The sequence below is a fragment of the Caballeronia calidae genome (assembly GCF_900044055.2).
In the GTDB taxonomy this organism is placed as follows: Bacteria; Pseudomonadota; Gammaproteobacteria; order Burkholderiales; family Burkholderiaceae; genus Caballeronia; species Caballeronia calidae.
The window spans coordinates 23281-44277 of record NZ_FCOX02000057.1; the positions used below are offsets into that span (position 1 = coordinate 23281).

General features: G+C 63.6%; 21 protein-coding genes. 12 read left to right on the top strand and 9 right to left on the bottom strand.

The window, feature by feature from the left end:
• The first annotated feature begins 39 nt into the window (after positions 1–39).
• Both aceF and lpdA read left to right on the top strand, forming a co-directional pair.
• The gene (gene aceF, locus AWB78_RS32960; protein WP_062610814.1) at positions 40–1671 is read left to right on the top strand and encodes a dihydrolipoyllysine-residue acetyltransferase; all 1632 of its coding nucleotides are present in this window, start codon (positions 40–42) and stop codon (positions 1669–1671) included.
• A 103-nt stretch (positions 1672–1774) separates the two neighbouring features.
• Positions 1775–3829 carry a dihydrolipoyl dehydrogenase gene (lpdA, locus tag AWB78_RS32965; protein ID WP_074173588.1) on the top strand — a complete coding sequence of 685 codons (2055 nt, stop codon included), beginning with the start codon at positions 1775–1777 and terminating at the stop codon, positions 3827–3829.
• A 158-nt stretch (positions 3830–3987) separates the two neighbouring features.
• Here the strand turns inward: lpdA and AWB78_RS32970 are convergent, their stop codons facing one another.
• Together AWB78_RS32970 and AWB78_RS48655 are read right to left on the bottom strand one after the other, a co-directional pair.
• Positions 3988–4563, bottom strand: coding sequence for a phasin family protein (locus tag AWB78_RS32970; protein ID WP_008350468.1), 576 nt, complete (start codon positions 4561–4563; stop codon positions 3988–3990).
• Between the two features lie 578 nt (positions 4564–5141).
• Positions 5142–5543, bottom strand: coding sequence for a hypothetical protein (locus tag AWB78_RS48655; RefSeq protein ID WP_232477974.1), 402 nt, complete (start codon positions 5541–5543; stop codon positions 5142–5144).
• Here AWB78_RS48655 and pbpG point away from each other — a divergent pair.
• Positions 5524–6519: a D-alanyl-D-alanine endopeptidase gene (gene pbpG, locus AWB78_RS32975; protein ID WP_232477975.1), complete on the top strand. Its 996-nt coding sequence runs from the start codon at positions 5524–5526 to the stop codon at positions 6517–6519. The genes AWB78_RS48655 and pbpG overlap by 20 nt on opposite strands.
• Positions 6520–6592: 73 nt before the next feature.
• On the opposite strand, the gene AWB78_RS32980 is transcribed toward pbpG, so the two are convergent.
• Positions 6593–7408: an IclR family transcriptional regulator gene (locus AWB78_RS32980; RefSeq protein WP_062610816.1), complete on the bottom strand. Its 816-nt coding sequence runs from the start codon at positions 7406–7408 to the stop codon at positions 6593–6595.
• Positions 7409–7596: 188 nt separating this feature from the next.
• Between AWB78_RS32980 and AWB78_RS32985 the strand changes: the two genes are divergently transcribed.
• Together AWB78_RS32985 and AWB78_RS32990 are read left to right on the top strand one after the other, a co-directional pair.
• A complete protein-coding gene (locus AWB78_RS32985; protein ID WP_062610817.1) occupies positions 7597–8331 on the top strand; it encodes a (Fe-S)-binding protein in 735 nt (244 codons plus the stop codon).
• Positions 8332–8341: 10 nt separating this feature from the next.
• Positions 8342–9754, top strand: coding sequence for a LutB/LldF family L-lactate oxidation iron-sulfur protein (locus tag AWB78_RS32990; protein ID WP_062610818.1), 1413 nt, complete (start codon positions 8342–8344; stop codon positions 9752–9754).
• A 39-nt stretch (positions 9755–9793) separates the two neighbouring features.
• On the opposite strand, the gene AWB78_RS45925 is transcribed toward AWB78_RS32990, so the two are convergent.
• Positions 9794–10318, bottom strand: a complete 525-nt coding sequence (locus AWB78_RS45925) for a hypothetical protein (protein WP_062610819.1) — start codon at positions 10316–10318, stop codon at positions 9794–9796.
• Between the two features lie 274 nt (positions 10319–10592).
• Here AWB78_RS45925 and AWB78_RS33000 point away from each other — a divergent pair, with 274 nt between their 5' ends.
• Positions 10593–10811: a hypothetical protein gene (locus AWB78_RS33000; protein ID WP_062610820.1), complete on the top strand. Its 219-nt coding sequence runs from the start codon at positions 10593–10595 to the stop codon at positions 10809–10811.
• Positions 10812–10887: 76 nt separating this feature from the next.
• Here AWB78_RS33000 and AWB78_RS33005 read toward each other — a convergent pair whose 3' ends face one another.
• Positions 10888–12087, bottom strand: a complete 1200-nt coding sequence (locus AWB78_RS33005; RefSeq protein WP_062610821.1) for an amino acid aminotransferase — start codon at positions 12085–12087, stop codon at positions 10888–10890.
• 388 nt (positions 12088–12475) lie between these two features.
• Here AWB78_RS33005 and uvrB point away from each other — a divergent pair, with 388 nt between their 5' ends.
• From uvrB to AWB78_RS33035, 6 genes are all read left to right on the top strand, one after another.
• Positions 12476–14572, top strand: coding sequence for an excinuclease ABC subunit UvrB (gene uvrB, locus AWB78_RS33010; RefSeq protein WP_062610822.1), 2097 nt, complete (start codon positions 12476–12478; stop codon positions 14570–14572).
• Positions 14573–14947: 375 nt separating this feature from the next.
• On the top strand, positions 14948–15493 hold the full coding sequence (locus AWB78_RS33015; protein ID WP_082883512.1) for an iron transporter: 546 nt from the start codon (positions 14948–14950) through the stop codon (positions 15491–15493).
• A 55-nt stretch (positions 15494–15548) separates the two neighbouring features.
• The gene (locus AWB78_RS33020) at positions 15549–15881 is read left to right on the top strand and encodes a cupredoxin domain-containing protein (protein WP_062610823.1); all 333 of its coding nucleotides are present in this window, start codon (positions 15549–15551) and stop codon (positions 15879–15881) included.
• A gap of 64 nt (positions 15882–15945) precedes the next feature.
• Positions 15946–16797 (top strand): FTR1 family iron permease, encoded by an 852-nt coding sequence (locus tag AWB78_RS33025; RefSeq protein WP_062610824.1) that lies wholly within the window; start codon positions 15946–15948, stop codon positions 16795–16797.
• The gene (locus AWB78_RS33030) at positions 16794–18209 is read left to right on the top strand and encodes a 4Fe-4S binding protein (protein WP_198399403.1); all 1416 of its coding nucleotides are present in this window, start codon (positions 16794–16796) and stop codon (positions 18207–18209) included. The genes AWB78_RS33025 and AWB78_RS33030 overlap by 4 nt, the downstream gene beginning before the upstream one ends.
• 50 nt (positions 18210–18259) lie before the next feature.
• Positions 18260–18673, top strand: a complete 414-nt coding sequence (locus AWB78_RS33035) for a GlcG/HbpS family heme-binding protein (RefSeq protein ID WP_062610826.1) — start codon at positions 18260–18262, stop codon at positions 18671–18673.
• A 275-nt stretch (positions 18674–18948) separates the two neighbouring features.
• Here AWB78_RS33035 and hemP read toward each other — a convergent pair whose 3' ends face one another.
• From hemP to AWB78_RS33055, 4 genes are all read right to left on the bottom strand, one after another.
• Positions 18949–19197, bottom strand: coding sequence for a hemin uptake protein HemP (gene hemP / locus AWB78_RS33040; RefSeq protein ID WP_062610827.1), 249 nt, complete (start codon positions 19195–19197; stop codon positions 18949–18951).
• A 159-nt stretch (positions 19198–19356) separates the two neighbouring features.
• Positions 19357–19845, bottom strand: coding sequence for an SRPBCC family protein (locus AWB78_RS33045; protein ID WP_062610828.1), 489 nt, complete (start codon positions 19843–19845; stop codon positions 19357–19359).
• Positions 19846–19884: 39 nt separating this feature from the next.
• The gene (locus AWB78_RS33050) at positions 19885–20283 is read right to left on the bottom strand and encodes an OsmC family protein (RefSeq protein ID WP_062610829.1); all 399 of its coding nucleotides are present in this window, start codon (positions 20281–20283) and stop codon (positions 19885–19887) included.
• A 278-nt stretch (positions 20284–20561) separates the two neighbouring features.
• On the bottom strand, positions 20562–20997 hold a 436-nt coding region (locus AWB78_RS33055), incomplete at its 5' end, for a transposase (RefSeq protein WP_157697436.1).

Consider the following 20997-nt stretch of genomic DNA (forward strand, 5'->3'; position numbering starts at 1 on the left):
ACGGAAGGAGGCCCGCGTGCAACCCAGGAGACACTAATAATGAGTCAAGCGATCGAAGTCAAAGTGCCGGACATCGGCGATTACAAGGACGTCCCCGTGATCGAAGTGCTGGTCAAGGTGGGCGACACCGTGGAGCCCGAGCAGTCGCTCGTCACGCTCGAATCGGATAAAGCCACGATGGACGTGCCGAGTTCGGCAGCGGGCACCGTGAAGGAAATCAAGGTCAAGGTGGGCGATGCCGTTTCCGAGGGCTCGCTCATCGTCGTGCTGGAAGGCGGCAATGGCGCCGCCGCGCCGGCTCCGGCGGCCGCGCCTGCCGCTGCGCCCGCGCCCGCGGCCGCACCCGCGGCGGCATCGGGTGGCGGTTCCGTCGAAGTGAAGGTGCCGGACATCGGCGACTTCAAGGACATTCCGGTCATCGAGATCGCCGTGAAGGTGGGCGACAAGGTGGAGAAGGAGCAGTCGCTCGTCACGCTCGAATCCGACAAGGCGACGATGGACGTGCCTTCGCCCGCAGCGGGCACGGTGAAGGAGCTGAAGGTCAAGATCGGCGATACGGTGTCCGAAGGCACGCTGATCCTCGTGCTCGAAGGCGGCGCGGACGGTGCGGCCGCACCGGCTCCCGCGCCTGCGCCGGCCGCGCAGAAGGAAGTGCCGTCGGATGCGCCCGTGAAGCCGGCTCCTCAGAAGGAAGCGCCGTCCGCGCTCGCGCAGGCGCCCGTGATGCCCGCCGGCGACGGCACCCGCACGTCGAGCCACGCGTCGCCGTCGGTGCGCAAGTTCGCGCGCGACCTGGGCGTCGATGTGTCGCGCGTGCGCGGCACGGGTCCCAAGAACCGCATCACGCAGCAGGACATCACCGCGTTCGTGAAGGGCGTGATGACGGGCCAGGGCGCAGCGCCCGCTGCGGCTGCTCCGGCTGGCGCCGGCGGCGGCGAGCTCGGTCTGCTGCCGTGGCCGAAGGTCGATTTCACGAAGTTCGGTCCGGTCGATCCGAAGCCGCTGTCGCGCATCAAGAAGATCTCGGGCGCGAACCTGCATCGCAACTGGGTGATGATCCCGCACGTCACGAACAATGACGAAGCCGACATCACCGAGCTCGAAGCGCTGCGCGTGAAGCTCAACAAGGAGAACGAGAAGTCGGGCGTGAAGTTCACGATGCTCGCGTTCGTCATCAAGGCCGTGGTCGCGGCGCTGAAGAAGTTCCCGACCTTCAACGCGAGCCTCGACGGCGACAACCTCGTGTTCAAGCAGTACTACCACGTCGGTTTCGCGGCCGATACGCCGAACGGCCTCGTCGTTCCGGTGATCCGCGACGCCGACAAGAAGGGCCTCGTCGATATCGCCAAGGAAATGAGCGACCTGTCGAAGCTCGCGCGCGAAGGCAAGCTCAAGCCCGATCAGATGCAGGGCGGCTGCTTCTCGATTTCGTCGCTGGGCGGCATCGGCGGGACGAACTTCACGCCGATCATCAACGCGCCCGAAGTGGCGATTCTCGGCCTGTCGCGCGGCCAGATGAAGCCCGTGTGGGACGGCAAGCAGTTCGTGCCGCGCCTCACGCTGCCGCTGTCGCTGTCGTATGACCATCGCGTCATCGACGGTGCGGAGGCTGCGCGCTTCAACGCTTTCCTGTCGGCGATTCTGGCGGATTTCCGTCGCGTCATTCTTTGATCGTGGCGCGCGCTTCGCTCTTCGTGAGCGAAGCGCGTGATCCCGCTCGACGGCGGAACCGCGCCTGAGGCACGGTTCCATCCGCTCTTCTTTAGGGGACAACATGAGTCTCGTCGAACTGAAAGTACCCGACATCGGCGACTTCTCCGATGTCGATGTCATCGAAGTCAATATCAAACCCGGTGACGCCATCGAAAAGGAACAGGGCGTCATCACGCTCGAAACCGACAAGGCCACGATGGAAGTGCCCGCCGATGTGGCAGGCGTCATCAAGGAAGTGAAGGTCAAGCAGGGCGACAAGGTCAGCCAGGGTTCCGTCATCGCGATGGTGGAAACTCAAGGCGCCGCTGCGGCGCCTGCTCCGGCTGCCGCACCCGCACCGGCTGCTGCACCCGCGCCGGCGCCGGCTTCCGGCGGCGCAACGCAGGACGTGAAGGTGCCGGATATCGGCGACTTCAAGGACATTCCGGTCATCGAAGTGCACGTGAAGCCGGGCGATACGGTCGAGAAGGAGCAGTCGCTCGTCACGCTCGAATCCGACAAGGCCACGATGGACGTGCCTTCGCCCGCCGCCGGCACGGTGAAGGAGCTGAAGGTCAAGGTCGGTGACAACGTGTCGGAAGGCACGCTGATCCTGACGCTCGAAGGCGGCGCCGCTCCGGCGGCAGCGCCTCAGAAGGCGGCTCCGGCCCCGGCCGCGGCAGCCCCGACGCCCGCGCCGCAAGCGGGCAGCTATTCCGGCGCGGCCGATGTCGAATGCGACATGCTCGTGATCGGCGCGGGCCCCGGCGGTTATTCGGCGGCGTTCCGCGCAGCCGACCTCGGCATGAAGACCGTGCTCGTCGAACGTTATTCGACGCTCGGCGGCGTGTGTCTGAACGTCGGCTGCATTCCGTCGAAGGCGCTGCTGCACACCGCGCTCGTCATCGATGAAGCGGCCGAGCTCGCGGCGCACGGCATCAGCTTCGGCGAGCCGAAGGTCGATCTCGACAAGCTGCGCGGCTTCAAGGAAGGCGTCGTCAAGAAGCTGACCGGCGGTCTCGCGGGCATGGCGAAGGCGCGCAAGGTCCAGGTCGTGACGGGCGTCGGCACGTTCGTCGATCCGTATCACATGGAAGTGAACGGCGCGGACGGCAAGAAGGTCGTCAAGTTCAAGCAGGCGATCATCGCGGCGGGCTCGCAGGCGGTGAAGCTGCCGTTCTTCCCGGACGATCCGCGCGTCGTCGATTCGACCGGCGCGCTCGAACTGCGTCAGCTGCCCAAGCGCATGCTCGTGGTGGGCGGCGGCATCATCGGGCTGGAAATGGCGACGGTGTACTCGACGCTCGGCGCGGACATCGATGTCGTCGAAATGCTCGACGGCCTGATGCTGGGCGCGGACCGCGATCTCGTGAAGGTCTGGGAGAAGTTCAATTCCAAGCGCTTCACGAACGTGATGCTCAAGACCAAGACGACCAAGGCCGAAGCGAAGGAAGACGGCATCTACGTCACGTTCGAAGGCGAGAAGGCGCCGGCCGAGCCGCAGCGCTACGACCTCGTGCTGCTCGCGGTCGGCCGCAGCCCGAACGGCGGCAAGGTCGGCGCGGACAAGGCGGGCGTGGCGGTGACGGATCGCGGCTTCATCAACGTCGACAACCAGATGCGCACCAACGTGCCGCATATCTTCGCGATCGGCGATCTCGTCGGCCAGCCGATGCTCGCGCACAAGGCCGTGCACGAAGGCCACGTGGCGGCGGAAGCGGCGCACGGCGAGAAGGCGTATTTCGACGCGATGCAGATTCCGTCGGTGGCATACACCGATCCGGAAGTGGCGTGGGCCGGCAAGACGGAAGACCAGTGCAAGGCCGAAGGCATCAAGTTCGGCAAGGCCGTGTTCCCGTGGGCGGCATCGGGCCGCGCGATCGCCAATGGCCGCGACGAAGGCTTCACCAAGCTCATCTTCGATGAAGAGACGCATCGGGTGATCGGCGGCGGCATCGTCGGTCTGAATGCGGGCGATCTGATCAGCGAAGTGTGTCTCGCGATCGAGATGGGCGCGGATGCCACCGACATCGGCAAGACGATCCACCCGCACCCGACGCTCGGCGAATCGGTCGGCATGGCCGCCGAGTTGTACGAAGGCGTGTGCACGGACTTGCCGCCGCAGCGTAAGAAGTAAGCTCGCGCACTTCCTGGAAGTGTGAAGGCGCGCTCCTTTCGAGGAGCGCGCCCTTTTTATTTGCGAAGCGCGAACGCCAGACGACAAAAAACCCGGCGCGAGGGCCGGGTTCTTCGTGATGCGTGCTGCACTAAACCGGGCAGGGCCCGGCGGCAAACTTACGCAACCGACTTCTTGGTAGCGCGGGCAGCTTGCTCGGTCGCTTGCGTAGCGGCCTTCGTCGCAGCCGTGGCGGCAGCGTTGAAGTTGCTTTCAGCGATTTCGACAGCTTGCTTCGTTGCCTTGTGAACCGTTTCGTACGTCGTGTTGGCGGCGGTGATGGCCGACTTCATCACGGCGACAGCGGTTTCCGAACCGGCCGGTGCGTTCTTCGCGACGTTGTCGACGAGCGTTTGCACCTTGCGGTTCTGCTCTTCGTACTGCGCTTCCGCGACGCGGGCGAATTCAGCTTGCGTGGCCGATGCGATTTCATACAGGTGACGGCCGTACGACAGAACCTTTTCCGCGACCGGCTGGGTCAGGCTGGCTTGCAGCGCGAGGAGTTCTTGCGCGTCCTTCACCGACAGCGCGCGCTGTGCGTTTTCCTGGCTTTCGGCCAGCGTGGACTTCACGACTTGAAGGTTCAGTTCGACCAGCTTCTCGACGCCTTCGAACGCCTTGTTCGTCAGACCGAACAGCGTGTCGAAGTTGGCTTTCTGTGCAGCGGCGATTTGCTCGGGGGTCAACAGCGTCATCTCAGGCTCCTGATGGCCGACCCATCAAACGCGGGTCGTGGTTTGGGTAGATCCGGCACGGTGAATCAGGCCGGCTAGGTGCAACTGCGATTGGTGCGTCGCAACATGAAGCCCATTTTAGAGATATTCCGATGGATGTCAAGCGCTTTTTGTGCGCCGCACAAAAGACAGAAATCGCTTGTTAAACAAGAGCTTACTTGCGACTGAACGACGCGGAAGGGAAGTCGGTGGAAACCCTAGCGACCGAGGCGGAGAAAGGCTTCCAGGCAAGATCGCGCGTTGTCCGTAACTAATGAAAGCACGATCGGATGACCATTTGATGTTTGTACCCGCCCGGGCCGCGGCGGCATGGCGCGCCGCAAAACGAGAACTTTCTTGAGTCTGTCCTATTTTTAGGATGTGGCCGTACACCAAATTGTTGAAGAAACGTTAACATTTCGTCTGTCCGATTTTTCCGTGCATTTGTCCGCCGCATCCGACCTTACCTACCGGGTTTCAAAAGTCTGCCTTTTGTCCGACCTAAAGCACGATATTGACTAAAGTCGTGGAAAGTTTTGCCGATAGTGCGTTCGTCGCCATCAAGAAAAGCGCGCTTCCGGCAACACTGTTTCGCCCGAACGATCGTTTTTGCCGATCGAGGCGCGCTGTTGATCAGTAATAAGCAATGGCGGCTTACAACTCGGTTTAACGTGTGCCGATAAGTGCTTAATATTGCTTAAATTTCGTAGCTTCACTACACTTGGCGGTACTCTCCAGCCGCCCAACAGAACACTAATGAAAACCGAAATGTTTTCGTCGTTGAAGGTGGTGCACGGCGTGGCGATGCGCTCCGCATTGTCCCTTGCCGTCTCCATCGCAGTAGCGACGTCCTTCGCAGCGGCTCCGGCTGAAGCCCTCGCAAAGACCGCCACCGCAACCAAGACCGCAAAGAAACCCGCCAAGGCTGAAAAAACCGCGCGCGTGGCAAAGACCACGCTCAAGGCGCCGAAGCCGGTGAAAGCCGCGAAGGTCGCCGCCGCCGATGACGACGATGACGCGCCGCGCGTCTCGCGCAAGCGCCGCGCATCGTACCGCATGGAGCCGCACGCGCGCCGCGCCGCCGTGCATGCGGTCGCGTTCCAGCCGCGCTCGCCGTCCGTCGGCCAGGCGTTCGGCCTGCACGACACGCCCGACAGCCTCGCGCTGCGCTCGAGCGTCGCGTATGTGGTCGATCAGAACACGTCGGAGACGCTCTTCGACAAGAACTCGCGCGCCGTCGTGCCCATCGCGTCGATCACCAAGCTGATGACGGCGATGGTCGTGCTCGATTCGCACACGCCGCTCACCGAAGACCTCGCCGTCACCGACGAAGACCGCGATTACGAGAAGTTCACCGGCTCGCGCCTCGCGGTCGGCTCGGTGCTCAATCGCGAGGACATGCTGCATATCGCGCTGATGGCCTCGGAGAATCGCGCGGCGGCTGCGCTGTCGCGCTACTACGCCGGCGGCCGTCCGGCGTTCATCGCCGCGATGAACGCGAAGGCGAAGTCGCTCGGCATGACCGACACGCACTTCGAGAACTCGACCGGGCTCACGAGTCAGAACGTGTCGAGCGCGCGCGACCTCGTGAAGATGGTCAACGCGGCGTATCAGTACCCGCTGATCCGCAAGTTCTCGACCGACCGCAGCTACGATGTCTTCACCGGCAAGCGCAATCTCGCCTACAACAGCACGAATGCGCTGATCCGCAATGCATCGTGGGATATCGGCCTGCAGAAGACGGGCTTCATCAACGAAGCAGGCGAGTGCCTCGTGATGCAGGCGAACGTGAACGGCCGTCCGGTCGTGATCGTGCTGCTCGATTCGTACGGCAAGTACTCGCGCTTCGCCGATGCCGGCCGCCTGCGCTCGTATCTCGATACGCTCGGCGAGCCGCACATCATGAGCGCCGACATGGGCACCGGCGCGAATCCGTAAGCCTCGGCCGACTGTCGCTGAAAAGCAAACGGGCTTCGTCGCAAGACGAAGCCCGTTTTTCATGCCGCGTGCATCAGCGTTGCGCGTGCTGAGCCTGTTGCGATTCGATCACCGCTTCTTCAGGGCGATAGCCCAGCGAGCGCGAAATTTCGAGCGCGGTATGGCTCAACTGCTTGAGCCACGCGTCCTGCAGACGATCGGCCGGCGCCGACAGCGACAGCCCGGCGACGAGCCGCCCCGTGTCGTCATAGATGCCCGCCGCGATGCAGCGCACACCCAGTTCCAGCTCTTCGTTGTCCCGCGCGCACGCCTGCTGACGTACGTGCGACAGTTCGCGCTCGAGCTTGCCGAGGTCCGTGATGCTGTTCTGTGTGTGGCCCGAGAGACCGGTGCGCATCGCGTAGGCGCGCACACGCGAGGCTTCGTCGGCGGCGAGGAAGAGCTTGCCGACCGAGGTCAGATGAAGGGGCGCCCGCCCGCCGATCGCGCGCACGACCTGCATGCCCGAGCGCTCGGAATAAGCGCGCTCGATATAGACGATTTCGTCGCCCTGACGCACCGACAAGTTGACGGTTTGCCCCGTCTGCCGATGCAGTTCGCGCATCGGCGGCATCGCGGCTTCGCGCACCGAAAGACGCGCCTTCACCAGATTGCCGAGTTCGAGCAGGCGCATGCCGAGCCGGTACGTGCCGGGATCGGAGCGGTCGACGAGGCGGCACAGCACCATGTCGTTCAGGATCCGATGCGCGGTGGACGGGTGCAGTTCGGTGCTCTGGGCGAGCTCTTTCAGGCTGACAGGGTCGGTGTGATCGGCGAGGGCGTCGAGAAGACGCATCATGCGTTCGATCACCTGGATGGAGGTCTTGGAGTCCGGGTTCGTATCGCTCATCGTGAAAAATCGGTTGATGCGTCAAACAGCGGAACAGCGATTGTATCTCATAATGTGAAAAAAGCGAACGCTGCCAGGCGACAATGGACTTGCCGATGGCGCCCGGAAGCGCCCGAGCGCCGTCGGGCGCGACTTTTCGCGGATAATCGGCGTGCGTTCAACACTTCTACAAAACAGGAAACGCCCCCATGCGAGTCGGACTATTCGTCACGTGTCTCATCGACATGATGCGCCCTGAAATCGGCTTCTCGGTCATCAAGCTGATCGAGCGCGCGGGCTTCGAAGTCATCGTGCCGCCGTCGCAGACCTGCTGCGGCCAGCCCGCCTACAACTCGGGCGACCGGCCGCTCGCCCGCGATCTCGCCGAGAAAACGCTGAGCGAGTTCGAGCAATTCGATTACGTGGTGGTTCCGTCGGGTTCGTGCGGCGGCATGATCCGCGCGCATTACGGCGATCTCTTTCGCGACGATCCGCAACTGATGAACCGCTTCGCGCGCGTGCAGCCGCGCGTGTTCGAGCTTACCGATTTCCTCGTGAACGTCGCGAAGGCGCGCATGGAGCCGGGCGCCTTCGACGGCATGGTGACCTATCACGATTCCTGCTCGGGCCTGCGCGAACTGGGCGTGAAATCGCAGCCGCGCGAGCTGCTCGCCCAGGCCGGCGTGCCGGTCACCGAGATGAGCGGCTGCGAGCATTGCTGCGGTTTCGGCGGCACCTTCGCGGTGAAGTACGGCGACATCTCGACGGCGATCGTCGACGAGAAATGCGCGAACATCAGGGCGAGCGGGGCGGAGGCCGTCGTGCTCGGCGACCTCGGCTGCATGCTGAACATCGAAGGGCGCCTGCGCCGCACCGGCGACACGTCGACGCGCGTGCTGCATATCGCACAGGTGCTCGCGGGCGACGTGAACAACCGCGCCTGAAGGAGACCCGATGCAAGTCCAGACGATGCATTTCAAGGCGCGCGCCGCCAGCAAGCTCGCCGACGAGCGCCTGCAGCAGAACCTCACGAAGCTGTCGACCAAGTTCGTCAGCGCGCGGGCGAGCGCCGTGCGCGACATCGATTTCGAGGCGACCCGCGCCGCGTTGAAGGAGCGCCGCAACCGCGCGCTCGACAATCTCGACGTGTGGCTCGAAACCTTCGAGCGCGAGGCGACGCGTCGCGGCGCCACGGTGCTGTACGCCGAATCGACGCAGGACGCGGCGCGGCTCGTCGCGGACATCGCCCGCAAGCACGACGTGAAGAAGGTCATCAAGACCAAGTCGATGGTCTCGGAAGAGATGCAGCTGAATCGCGTGCTCGGCGAGATGGGCGTGCAGTCCATCGAGACCGATCTCGGCGAATACATCCTGCAGATCAACGACAACGAGCCGCCGAGCCACATCATCGCGCCGGTCGTGCACAAGGATAAGGAGCAGATCGCCGATCTCTTCGCGAAGACGCACAACAAGCCGCGCCTGACCGACATCCCCGAGATGACGCGCGAAGCGCGCGAAGTGCTGCGCCCGCATTTCATGTCGGCGGACATGGGCGTGACGGGCGGCAACTTCCTGATCGCGGAGACGGGATCGGTGGCCGTCGTCACGAACGAGGGCAACGAAGGCATGTGCACGGTGATGCCGCGCGTGCATGTCGCGGTGACGGGCATCGAGAAGGTGCTGCCGACGCTCGAGGATCTCGCGACCGCGATGCGCCTCCTGCCTCGTTCGGCGACGGGGCAGACGATCTCGAACTACTTTTCGCTGCTGACCGGTCCGCGTGCGCCCGGCGAAACGGACGGTCCCGAGCATATGTACTTCGTGCTCGTCGATGGCGGGCGCACCGGACTCATCGGTGGCGAGTTTCAGGAGATGCTGCGGTGTATCCGCTGCGGCGCGTGCATGAACCATTGCCCGGTCTATCAGAAGATCGGCGGGCATGCGTACGGCTGGGTGTATCCCGGTCCGATGGGCTCGGTACTCACGCCGGCGTATGTCGGCATCGATCGCGCGCTCGATCTGCCTCAGGCCGCGACGCTTTGCGGCGAGTGCAACAGCGTTTGTCCGGTGGGCATTCCGCTATCGGACCTGTTGCGCAAGCTGCGCGAGAAGCAGATGGAGCGGCGGCTGCGTCCCCGCAACGAACGCCTGGCGCTCGCGCTGTGGGGTTATCTGGCGAAGCGTCCGGCCGCGTACGCGCTCTTCACGAAGCTTGCGGTGCGCGTGCTCGAACGCATCGGCGGCGACAGGAAAGCGATTTCGCGCCTGCCGTTCGGCGCGGGATGGACCGCGACCCGCGATATGCCCGCGCCCGTCGGGCGCACCTTCCGCGAACTCTACAAGGCGCAGCACTCGCATCTCGGATAGAACCGCCGCGCCAGTTCCTGCGATCTGGCGCGGCCCGTTTCAACCGCCGTATCGGCCGATAAAGCCGCGGGAGTTGCCGCCGTTGCCACCGTTGTCCCGATTGCCGCCGTTGGCCGACGGCGGTGGGGCGCGATTCGGCCCCGGCGGCCGTCCGCCGACCGCTTTCGGCAATGGCGCGCCTCCGCCGCCTGCTTGCGGCGGTGGGCCGTTCGGGTGGCCGCCGCCACCGCCCGCTTGCGGCGGCGGTCCGCCGGATCCGTGATCGTGCGGCGGCCGGCCACCCTGCCATCCGCCCGGCGGCGGACGACGCCAGCCCGGACCGTCATCCCAGTAACGTCTCGGTCCCGGACCGTAGTATGCCGGGCCACCGTAGTACGCCGGACCGCTGTAGTAACCACCGCCGACGACCACGCCGGGCTGAACGACCGGCGGGCCGCCGTAGTACCCGTAGCCGGGATCGTCGTAGACGCCCGGGTAGCCGCCATAGGCGTCGGGATAGGCCGCGCAGCCGCCGAGAAGCGCGACGGACGACCCAAGGAAAAGACCAGCGACTGCGAGTTTCATGATTTTGAAAAAATCTGTCGAACCATTACTGCATCAGACAGCAGCGTCGCGCCGATGTCTCCAAGAACTTTGTAAGCCTTTATGACGGCGAGACGTCATAAAGGCGGGATTCGGAGCGTCTTTCGTTCAAGACGGCTTGTTGCCGCGGGCGCAACAATCCTTTGCTTTTCAATGGCTTTTTAAGATCGGGACGATTCCGTATCATTCGAAGCGTCCGTTAGTGGGTTCTCGACATCTGTAACCCGCCGCGACAAATCGACTAAAAGGCAGTCCCATGAAAAAGACAATATCGACCTATTGGCCCGTCGCCATCCTGCTTCCGATCGCGCTGGCGTTCTGCATGCACGCGGGCGAAAGCGGCAGCGCGGCCATGCGCCGCGAGGCAACCAGCGTGGCCGGCGTCAGCGCCGAACTGGCCCGCGCGATCTCGCTCGGCTTCGTCGAGGACGACGACGCGACGCCGCCGGTCGTCGCGACGGAAAAGACGCTCTGAATCGCCGGCTTTCGACGCGCACAAAAAATGGCGCCCCGAAAGGGCGCCATTTTTGTTCCGGCAGCAGCGCGCGGATTTACTTCAGCACAGCGGCGACGGCGTTCGCGACGACATCGAGGTTGCGCGTGTTCAGCGCGGCCACGCAGATGCGGCCGGTGCTGACCGCATAGATGCCGAACTCTTCACGCAGGCGATCGACTTGCGCGGCCGTCAGGCCCGAGTACGAGAACATGCCGCGCTGCTTGTTGACGAACGAGAAGTCGCGATCGACGCCGCTCGCCTTCAGACGCTCGACGAGGCCGTTGCGCATCGCGCGGATGCGGTCGCGCATTTCGCCCAGCTCCTGCTCCCAGGTCGCGCGCAGTTCCGGCGACGCCAGCACGGCCGCGACGATCGAGCCGCCGTGCGTCGGCGGGTTCGAGTAGTTCGTGCGGATCACGCGCTTCAGTTGCGACAGCACGCGGGCCGATTCTTCCTTGCCCGTCGTGATGATCGACAGCGCGCCGACGCGCTCGCCATACAGCGAGAACGACTTCGAGAACGACGACGACACGAACACGTTCAGCTCCGAGGCCGCGAAGAGGCGCACGGCGGCCGAGTCCGCGTCGATGTTTTCCGCGAAGCCCTGATACGCCATATCGAGGAACGGTACGAGATCCTTCGCCTTCACGACGTCGACGATCTGCTTCCACTGGTCGTCCGACAGATCGACGCCCGTCGGGTTGTGGCAACACGCGTGCAGCACGACAATCGTGCCTGCCGCATAGCCGTTGAGCGCGGCGAGCATGCCGTCGAAGTTCACGCCGTGCGTGGCGGCGTCGTAGTACGGGTAGTTGGCCACTTCGAAGCCGGCGCTTTCGAAGAGCGCGCGGTGGTTTTCCCAGCTCGGATCGCTGATTGCGACCTTCGCGTCCGGATTCACGCGCTTCAGGAAGTCCGCGCCGATCTTGAGCGCGCCCGTGCCGCCGAGTGCCTGCGCCGTCACGACGCGGCCCGCGGCGATGAGCGGCGAGTCATTGCCGAGCAGCAGCTTTTGCACGGCGGCGTCGTAAGCGGCGATGCCGTCGATCGGCAGATAGCCGCGCGGCAGCGCTGCGTCGACGCGTGCCTTCTCGGCTTCACGAACGGCGCGCAAGAGCGGAATCTTGCCTTCCTCGTTGGTGTACACACCGACGCCCAGATTGACTTTGGTCGTGCGCGTATCGGCGTTGAAGGCTTCGTTGAGGCCCAGGATCGGGTCGCGGGGAGCGAGTTCGACGGCAGAGAAAAGAGACATGATCTATCGGCAGTGAGGGAAAGACGTGCGGCGGGATACAAAGGAATGATGCGGGCGCAGCCGAAAAACATTGCGCAGGAAGGCGCGGCGCGCGTGGCGAAGAACGGCTGGAAACCGTTCGGCCCAGTCGCACATTGTAGCGAATCCCGCAGGGCTTTTCGGGCGAATGTGATGCGAACGCGTGCGGTCTTTGGCCCTTTTTTGCCGGAAAGCGCTTTTTGCCAGCGATAAAAAAGGGCGCAAGTGCGCATGCTTGAGTTTGACGATTCGCGCCCAACATCACGAAAGACGAAGCTCCCGAATTCCCTGTCACGTCACGGCAAGCGCGTGTTTCGCGTACGACGCTAGAATGATCGATTGCCTCAGGCGTTGACTTTCCCGATTTCTCATGTCCGATACTCTCATCGAAACGCCGGACGAACTGGACGAGTCGAAGTTCGTCACGTTCGAAGGCTCGCCGTTTCAGCTTTATCAGCCGTATCCGCCCGCGGGCGACCAGCCCGAGGCAATCAACACGCTCGTCGAGGGCGTCGAGGACGGCCTGTCCTTCCAGACGCTGCTCGGCGTGACCGGCTCGGGCAAGACCTTCACGATGGCCAACGTGATCGCGCGCCTCGGCCGCCCGGCGATCGTCTTCGCGCCGAACAAGACGCTCGCGGCGCAGCTCTACGCGGAGTTCCGCGAGTTCTTTCCGCGCAATGCCGTCGAGTACTTCGTCTCGTACTACGACTACTATCAGCCGGAAGCGTACGTGCCGCAGCGCGATCTCTTCATCGAGAAGGATTCGTCGATCAACGAGCACATCGAGCAGATGCGGCTCTCGGCCACGAAGAGCCTGCTCGAGCGCCGCGACGTGGTGATCGTCGCGACGGTGTCGGCGATTTACGGTATCGGCAATCCGTCCGAGTACCACCGGATGATTCTCACGCTGCGCACCGGCGACAAGCTCGGCCAGCGCGATGTCATCGCGCGCCTGATCGCGATGCAATACACGCGCAACGAAGCCGATTTCCAGCGCGGGTCGTTTCGCGTGCGCGGTGACACCATCGATATTTTCCCGGCGGAGCACGCGGAAATGGCGGTGCGCGTCGAACTTTTCGACGACGAAGTCGAATCGATGATGCTCTTCGATCCGCTCACCGGCCGCGTGCGCAACAAGATTCCGCGCTTTACCGTGTATCCGTCGTCGCATTATGTGACGCCGCGCGACACGGTCATGCGCGCGATCGAAACCATCAAGCTCGAACTGCGCGAGCGGCTCGAGTTCTTCCACGGCGACGGCAAGCTCGTCGAGGCGCAGCGGCTGGAGCAGCGCACGCGCTTCGACCTCGAAATGCTCCAGGAGCTCGGCTTCTGCAAGGGCATCGAGAACTACTCGCGGCATTTCTCGGGTGCGGCGCCCGGCGAGCCGCCGCCGACGCTCGTCGACTATCTGCCGCCCGACGCGGTGATGCTGCTCGACGAATCGCACGTGCTGATCGGCCAGTTGAACGGCATGTACAACGGCGACCGCGCGCGCAAGGAAAATCTCGTCGATTACGGCTTTCGCATGCCGTCCGCGCTCGATAACCGTCCGCTCAAGTTCAACGAGTTCGAGCGCAAGATGCGCCAGGCGATCTTCGTTTCCGCGACGCCCGCCGATTACGAGAAGGCGAAGACGGGGCAGGTGGCCGAGCAGCTCGTGCGTCCGACCGGTCTCGTCGATCCGGAAATCGAAGTGCGTCCGGCGCGCTCGCAGGTCGACGACGTGCTTTCAGAAATCAACGCGCGCGTCGCGGCGCGCGAGCGCGTGCTCGTCACCGTGCTCACGAAACGCATGGCCGAGCAGCTCACCGAGTTTCTGGCCGATCACGGCGTGAAGGTGCGCTATCTGCACAGCGATATCGATACCGTCGAGCGCGTGGAAATCATCCGCGACCTGCGGCTCGGCACATTCGACGTGCTCGTCGGCATCAACCTGTTGCGCGAGGGTCTCGATATTCCCGAGGTGTCGCTCGTCGCGATTCTCGATGCCGACAAGGAAGGCTTCCTGCGCGCCGAGCGCTCGCTGATCCAGACCATCGGACGGGCGGCGCGGAACGTGAACGGCAAGGCGATCCTCTACGCCGACAACATGACCGACTCGATGAAGCGCGCCATCGGCGAAACCGAGCGGCGCCGCGCCAAGCAGATCGCGCACAACGAGAAGATGGGCATCACGCCGCGCGGCGTGGAGAAGCGCATCAAGGACATCATCGATGGCGTCTACAACGCGGACGAAGCCCGCGCCGAGCTGAAGGAAGCGCAGGCGCGCGCGAAGTTCGAGGACATGTCCGAGAAGCAGCTCGCGAAGGAAATCAAGCGGCTCGAAAAGCAGATGATGGATCACGCCAAGAATCTGGAATTCGAAAAGGCGGCGCAGACCCGCGACCAATTGGCGCTGCTGCGACAGCGCGTGTTCGGCGCGAACGTGGGCGATCACGTGAGCGGCACGGGCGGTAAGTAAACAATATGTAAGTGATTTTCAAGGGCTTGATGCACGAAGCGCGGCGAACCGGACGGTTCGCCGCGCTTTTTTTTGTGGTCGCGCGGGACGTTCCGATCTCGCGAAAACCCTTACTGCATCTAGGTGTGTAAGCTCGCTCAAATTGTTGCGCGGTTTGAACGATGCTAAACTGACGAACATTGAGAATGGTTCGTATTAACGTTCACGGAGTTGTGCTAGCGCGGCTCCGGCAAACGGCGGTCCGATCATTCCAAACGGGAGGTTTTTGCCCGGCCGGCGCTTTCTTTTTTCCGGGCATCTGGCGTGCCGGTCCGGTGTTCCAGTGGCAAGGCTCGCGTGGCACGCGCGCCAATCGATAACAAGAAGGAGTTTCTGATGGGTTCAACGTTGATGCGCGGCCTCGTCGCCGCCGCAGGTCTCACGGCGATGATGGCAGCCTCGGCCGCCGAATATCCGATCGGCAAGCAGCACATCGAGGGCGGCATGGAAACGGGTGCCGTCTACCTCCAGCCGATCACGATGGCGCCGGAAGGCATGATGCGCAAGGCGTCGGATTCGGATATCCACCTCGAGGCGGATATTCACGCGGTCAAGAACAACCCGACCGGTTTCGCCGAAGGCGACTGGATGCCGTATCTGAACGTGACGTATGAACTCACGAAGGTCGGCACGACGCAGACCGTGAAGGGCGACCTGATGGCAATGGTCGCGAGCGACGGCCCGCACTATGGCGACAACGTGAAGCTCTTCGGTCCGGGCAAATATCACCTGAAGCTGCATGTCTCGCCGCCGACGGAAACGGGCCACATGGCCTTCGGCCGTCACACCGACAAGGAAACGGGCGTTGGCCCGTGGTTCAAGCCGTTCACGATCGAATACGATTTCCCGTTCGCGGGCATCGGCAAGAAGGGCGGTTACTGATCGTCCGTAGCGCCCGGCGTCCCGGACCGGGCGCGTTCTTTCTCAGGAAGTACGCATGAAACTGAAAAGCCAGATCGTCGCGCTCGCGGTATCCGTGTTCGCTTCCGGGATCGCATCCGCCGCGGATCTGCCGACGTTCAAGCTCGAAATGAACGACGGCAAGCTCAACCCGGCGCGCATCGAAGTGCCGGCGGGACAGCGCATCAAGATCGAAGTGCACAACATCGGCAAGGGCGCGGCCGAGTTCGAAAGCGTGCAGTTGCGCAAGGAGAAGGTGCTCGCGCCGGGCGCCGATTCGTTCGTCGTGATCGCGCCGCTCGAGCCGGGCGAGTACAAGTTCTTCGACGACTTTCATCAGTCCGCGCAGGGCGTGATCGTCGCGAAGTAACGAACGCGCCGCGCGAGCGCCACATGCCGCGCGGCCGAATGAAGTGGAATTGCGGAGGTTGGAAATGGGGCAGGTACTTTTCATCGTATGGCGGGAGAGCGTCGAGGCGTTGCTCGTCGTCGGCATTCTCTACGCGTGGCTGAAGAACGGCGACCATCAGGCGCGCCGCGGCCTGCCTTATCTGTGGACCGGTGTCGTCATCGGTCTGCTCGCAGCCGTGGCGCTGGCCGCCGCGCTCGTCGGTTTCACGGAAGTGCTGTCGGGCGATGCGCAGGATTACTTCCAGACCGCGATGGTGCTGATCGCGTGCGTGCTGATCGTGCAGATGGTCTTGTGGATGAAGCGCCACGGCCGCACGCTCAAGCGCGACATGGAGACGTCGCTGCAAAAGAGCACGCAGGACGGGCACTGGTGGGGCATCGCGGTGCTGGTCGCGCTCGCGATCGCGCGTGAAGGCAGCGAGACCGCCGTGTTTCTGTATGGCGTCGGCTTCGGGCAGTCGGGTCACGTCGACGCGTCGCAGTATGTCGCGATCGTCCTCGGCTTCGGGCTCGCGCTGCTGACCTTTTATCTGCTGCAGCTCGGTGGCAAGATCTTCTCGTGGCGCTCGTTCTTCCGCGTCACCGAAATCATGCTGCTGTTCCTCGCGGCGGGTCTGTTCGAGACGGGCGTCGACAAGCTGATCGACATGGAAGTGCTGCCGGTCATCGTGAATCAGGTGTGGAACACGTCGTGGCTGCTCGACGATTCGAGCACCTTTGGCTCGCTCGTCGCCGCGCTCACCGGCTATCGCGCGCATCCGGCGGGGATGAACCTCGTTGCGTATGCGGTGTACTGGATCGTCATCTATCTTCTGCTGCGCCGTTCGAATCATCGGATGGCGCAGAAACAAAAGGCGGCAAGCCGTCCAGCATGAGTTCCGTAATGCCCAGAGGCCTGGAAAACCCCGGCCGGCTTCAGCAAGCCGGCCACTGGATGCAACGTCACGGCAGCGCGATCCGCATGATTCAGTGGGTCGTCGTTGCCGTGTACGCGTTTCTGATCATCGTTCCCGCCGTGATGCCGCTGCCCGACGGCTCCGCGCATCTGTGGAGCAATCTCACGCTCGCCGCGCAGTTCGTGTTCTGGGGCATCTGGTGGCCGTTCGTGCTGCTGTCGATGGTCATGCTCGGCCGCGTCTGGTGCGGCGTGCTGTGCCCTGAAGGCGCGTTGTCCGAGTTCGCGAGCAAGTTCGGCCGCGGCTGGGCGATTCCGCGCTGGATGCGCTGGGGCGGCTGGCCGTTCGTCGCATTCGGCCTGACGACGATCTACGGCCAGATGGTCAGCGTCTATCAGTATCCGAAAGCGGTGCTGCTCGTGCTCGGCGGCTCGACCGTGGGCGCGATGATCATCGGCGTGCTGTATGGCCGCGAGAAGCGCGTGTGGTGCAAGTACCTGTGCCCGGTGAACGGCGTGTTCTCGCTGCTCGCGCGTCTCGCGCCGTTTCACTACAAGGTCAACGAAGACGCCTGGCGACGCTCGTACACGAAAGGCGAGCACGGCCATCGCGTGATTCCGATCAACTGCGCGCCGCTCGTCCCGCTGCGCAACATGAAGGGCGCCGCCGACTGCCACATGTGCGGCCGATGCAGCGGCCATCGCGACGCGATCGCGCTCACGTGGCGCTCGCCGTCGGAAGAAGTGGTCGGGCTCGGCGACAAGGCCGCGAACCCGTGGGACACCGCGCTGATTCTGTATGGCCTGCTCGGCATCGCGATCGGCGCGTTCCACTGGACCGTGAGCACGTGGTTCGTCGACCTGAAGCAATATCTCGCGGCGTGGCTCATCGATCACGACATCCTCTGGCCGCTCGACACCACCGCGCCGTGGTTCCTCTTCACGCACTATCCGGAGCAGAACGACGTCTTCTCGTGGCTCGACGGCACGATGGTCATCGCTTATATCGTCGTGACGGGGCTCGTGTACGGCACCGCGCTGCTCGCGCTGCTCGCCGCGGGCACGCGCATGCTCGGCAGGTTCGACGCGACGCGTCTGCATCACCTGACGCTCGCGCTGATTCCGCTCGCAGGCTGCGGCGTGTTCCTCGGCCTGTCGGCGACGACCGTGTCGCTGCTGCGCGCCGAGCACGTGCCGCTCTGGTGGGTCACGGATCTGCGCCTCGGTCTGCTCTTCATCGCGAACGCATGGAGCGCGTGGCTCGCGTGGCGCGTGACGAGCCGCTATGCGTCGACGCTTGTTCCGCGCGCACTCACGATGGTATGGTTTGTCGCTGCGCTGGCCGTCGCGGACAGCGCGTGGTACCTGATGTTCTGGGGCTTCACCCGATAAACCGTCCACGCCGTGTCGCACGGCAACGAGAGCGAGAGCGAGAGCGAGAAGTGAGAACCAAACCTGTACTGACCGACGAAGACGTCAAGTCGATGGCCGCCGCCGCCGAGGCGCATGCGAAGGAACACAACTGGAACGTGACGATCGCGATCGTCGACGATGGCGGGCACCTGCTGCACCTGCATCGTCTGGAAGGGGCGGGCGCGAGCACCGCCGAAATGGCCACGGGCAAGGCGCGCACCGCCGTGCTCGGCCGCCGCGAGACCAAGGTCTACGAAGACACGATCAAGCAGGGCCGCACGGCCTTCCTCAGCGCGCCGATGACCGCCATGCTCGAAGGCGGCGTGCCGATCTTCGTGGGCACGGATATCGTCGGAGCGGTGGGCGTGTCGGGCGTGAAGTCGGAACAGGATGCGCAGATCGCCAAGGCGGGCATCGCGGCATTGGGCATCGAGAACGTCTGATTCTTCCGCTGCGATTCGTCGCGGCAAACAAAAACGGCACGCCTTCACATGAAAGCGTGCCGTTCGTTCGATCATCATCGCGTGGCTTGCGCATCGAGCGCATCGCGAAAGCGCGGGAACCAAAAAAAGCGGCTTCGCTTGCTATCGACGACTGGCTGGTGTTTGCACGAAGGGGTCTGAATTCTCGCGTGCAAGTCGTCCTCGCTGGCTAAGGCCAAACACCTCTTGGCGAGGTGGTCCCCACAATACCCGGTACGTACTGCTGTTCTTGCCGCTTACTTCGTCAGGATCAGTTTGCCGAGACGCGTCGCGCGCAACTGATAGGTCTCCCCGTTATGCACGATGCTCACGTGGCTGCGCCCTTGCAGCAGCGCGTCGCTCTTGAGCGAGCGCTCGCCGTTGCTTTCCGCTGCGTGCGCGACATGAACCGTCGTGACGGTGGTCGTTTTCGGGCGGGTGATCGCGGCGTCGCGGACAGCCGGGCGGCGCAGCCTGAGCGTGGAGGATCGCGGCGTGTCGGTCATGGCGAAGTGTGTGCGTCCGTTGATTCGATGGGTCTATAGTAAATGATAACTATTCCTATTTGCAACTAGACTTTCCGATTGAAGCACAACTTCTGATAGCCAGTCTCGATGCGGCCACAACTCTGCGCCGCCGCATCGAGGCACTTTCGCGGCAACCGCTCAATGCAGCGGGCTTTGATCCTGTCGGCCGTGCGCGAACTGGCGAATCAACCGCACGGTGTCGATGTCCGATTCGCGATACGCCGACTTCACGATTTCCTGCGTCTGACGCTCGTCGGGCGTTGCATCCTCGTTCTCCGGCAGCGTGGTGCTGTAGCTGAAGCGCAGGAAGAGCTGGAGCGCGTCGGGCTGCTCGATCGCCATCGTGAGCGAGCCGCCGACGTAGTCGGCGGTCGGCAGGATGTCGTAGCGCACACTCGAACCGGGCGTGAGCGTCACACGATCGCGCACGGTGGCCTGACCGTAATGGAGTTCGCGCTCCATCGTGTCGCCATCGCGCGAGATGATGTCGCAGCTATCCAGGCCCAGCACGAACAACTGCGGCTGCTCGGCGCGCAGCACGAGCCCTTCCCAGAGCTGCTCGCGCGAGAGCGACTCCACGAGCGGATTGAGCGGATCGTTGATCTGGATGAGGTGTTCGAAATTCAAGACGACGGTTTCCTTGGACGTTCGTGTGCCCGCGATGCATCACTGCGGTGCGAGTCCGGACTCGATGTGAATCGCGCCGGACAGGACCTTGTGCATCGGGCACGCATTGGCGATTTGCAAGAGCCGTTCCCGCTGTTCATCGGAGAGGGCGCCCGTGAGCGCGATGCGCCGGTCGATGTTCGTGCCTTCCGCGGTGCTCTTCATCGACAACTCGACGTGCACCGCTTCGAGCGGCCATTCCTTGCGCTTCGCATACATCTTCAGCGTGATGGACGTGCAGGCGCCGAGGCTCGCGAGCAGCAGCGAGGCGGGTTCCGGTCCCGTGTCACCGCCGCCGATGCTGGCGGGCTCGTCGGCGATCCACGAATGCGTGCCGTCCGCGAGACGAACCTGATAGTCGATGTTGCCGATGCTTGCGGTCACGGAAGGTCCGGCCATGCGTTGCTCCTGTTCTGATTGCACTGTATGAATGACGAAAACGGCGCGGCGAGAACGGTCATTGTGACGCAATGCGTCCGTTCCTGCCGCACCGTTTCGCCGATTTCGACTGCTTCGGCGACAAGGCGCCTAGGAATCCGCGCGGCAGACAGAATTTGAGCTGCCGGTACTGACGCCACATCGTGCGGCGTCAACGCCGATTGCGGTTTGGTCCGCCATTGCGCGCAAAAATGGCTTTCCCGGCGGCGAAATCAGGGCAATGTTGTCCCCTTCGGGACTTACGCAGGCGTCATTTTCGACATTCTGCGTAGGTTCAGCGCCGCGCAGACGAGTTTCCATTCGGCCTGGGCCTTGGCCAGTCCGCGCATGCTGAATTGTCGAAATCCGAGAACGCTCTTTACCCAGGCATTCGGCGGTTCGGACAGCCATTTGCGCTTTCGATAGGCCGCCTGAGTTTGCGCACAAGTAAACTTGTCGGCCATCGCAGCGCATAGCGGGCGCTTCCGGGCATCGACCTTCACCTCTTTCTTGCCCTCGCGTCCGGGCGCCACGATCAACTCGGCGGGGTGCTCGCGCAATTGTTCGAACGTCGCCTCCGAGCGGTAGCCCGCATCGGCAAGGACTTGCTTGGGGGCGGCCCCGGCGTCGCGCGCTACCGCCGCCAGAACGATCGGCAATTGGCCGCTGTCGGCAGCACAGTTACCCAGTTCGGCC

Excerpts from the sequence above, each read along its gene's own strand:
- aceF (WP_062610814.1), top strand. The coding sequence starts at position 40 with ATGAGTCAAGCGATCGAAGTCAAAGTGCCGGACATCGGCGATTACAAG.
- lpdA (WP_074173588.1), top strand. The coding sequence starts at position 1,775 with ATGAGTCTCGTCGAACTGAAAGTACCCGACATCGGCGACTTCTCCGAT.
- AWB78_RS32970 (WP_008350468.1), bottom strand. The coding sequence starts at position 4,563 with ATGACGCTGTTGACCCCCGAGCAAATCGCCGCTGCACAGAAAGCCAAC.
- AWB78_RS32980 (WP_062610816.1), bottom strand. The coding sequence starts at position 7,408 with ATGAGCGATACGAACCCGGACTCCAAGACCTCCATCCAGGTGATCGAA.
- AWB78_RS32985 (WP_062610817.1), top strand. The coding sequence starts at position 7,597 with ATGCGAGTCGGACTATTCGTCACGTGTCTCATCGACATGATGCGCCCT.
- AWB78_RS32990 (WP_062610818.1), top strand. The coding sequence starts at position 8,342 with ATGCAAGTCCAGACGATGCATTTCAAGGCGCGCGCCGCCAGCAAGCTC.
- AWB78_RS45925 (WP_062610819.1), bottom strand. The coding sequence starts at position 10,318 with ATGAAACTCGCAGTCGCTGGTCTTTTCCTTGGGTCGTCCGTCGCGCTT.
- AWB78_RS33000 (WP_062610820.1), top strand. The coding sequence starts at position 10,593 with ATGAAAAAGACAATATCGACCTATTGGCCCGTCGCCATCCTGCTTCCG.
- AWB78_RS33005 (WP_062610821.1), bottom strand. The coding sequence starts at position 12,087 with ATGTCTCTTTTCTCTGCCGTCGAACTCGCTCCCCGCGACCCGATCCTG.
- uvrB (WP_062610822.1), top strand. The coding sequence starts at position 12,476 with ATGTCCGATACTCTCATCGAAACGCCGGACGAACTGGACGAGTCGAAG.
- AWB78_RS33015 (WP_082883512.1), top strand. The coding sequence starts at position 14,948 with ATGGGTTCAACGTTGATGCGCGGCCTCGTCGCCGCCGCAGGTCTCACG.
- AWB78_RS33020 (WP_062610823.1), top strand. The coding sequence starts at position 15,549 with ATGAAACTGAAAAGCCAGATCGTCGCGCTCGCGGTATCCGTGTTCGCT.
- AWB78_RS33025 (WP_062610824.1), top strand. The coding sequence starts at position 15,946 with ATGGGGCAGGTACTTTTCATCGTATGGCGGGAGAGCGTCGAGGCGTTG.
- AWB78_RS33030 (WP_198399403.1), top strand. The coding sequence starts at position 16,794 with ATGAGTTCCGTAATGCCCAGAGGCCTGGAAAACCCCGGCCGGCTTCAG.
- hemP (WP_062610827.1), bottom strand. The coding sequence starts at position 19,197 with ATGACCGACACGCCGCGATCCTCCACGCTCAGGCTGCGCCGCCCGGCT.
- AWB78_RS33050 (WP_062610829.1), bottom strand. The coding sequence starts at position 20,283 with ATGGCCGGACCTTCCGTGACCGCAAGCATCGGCAACATCGACTATCAG.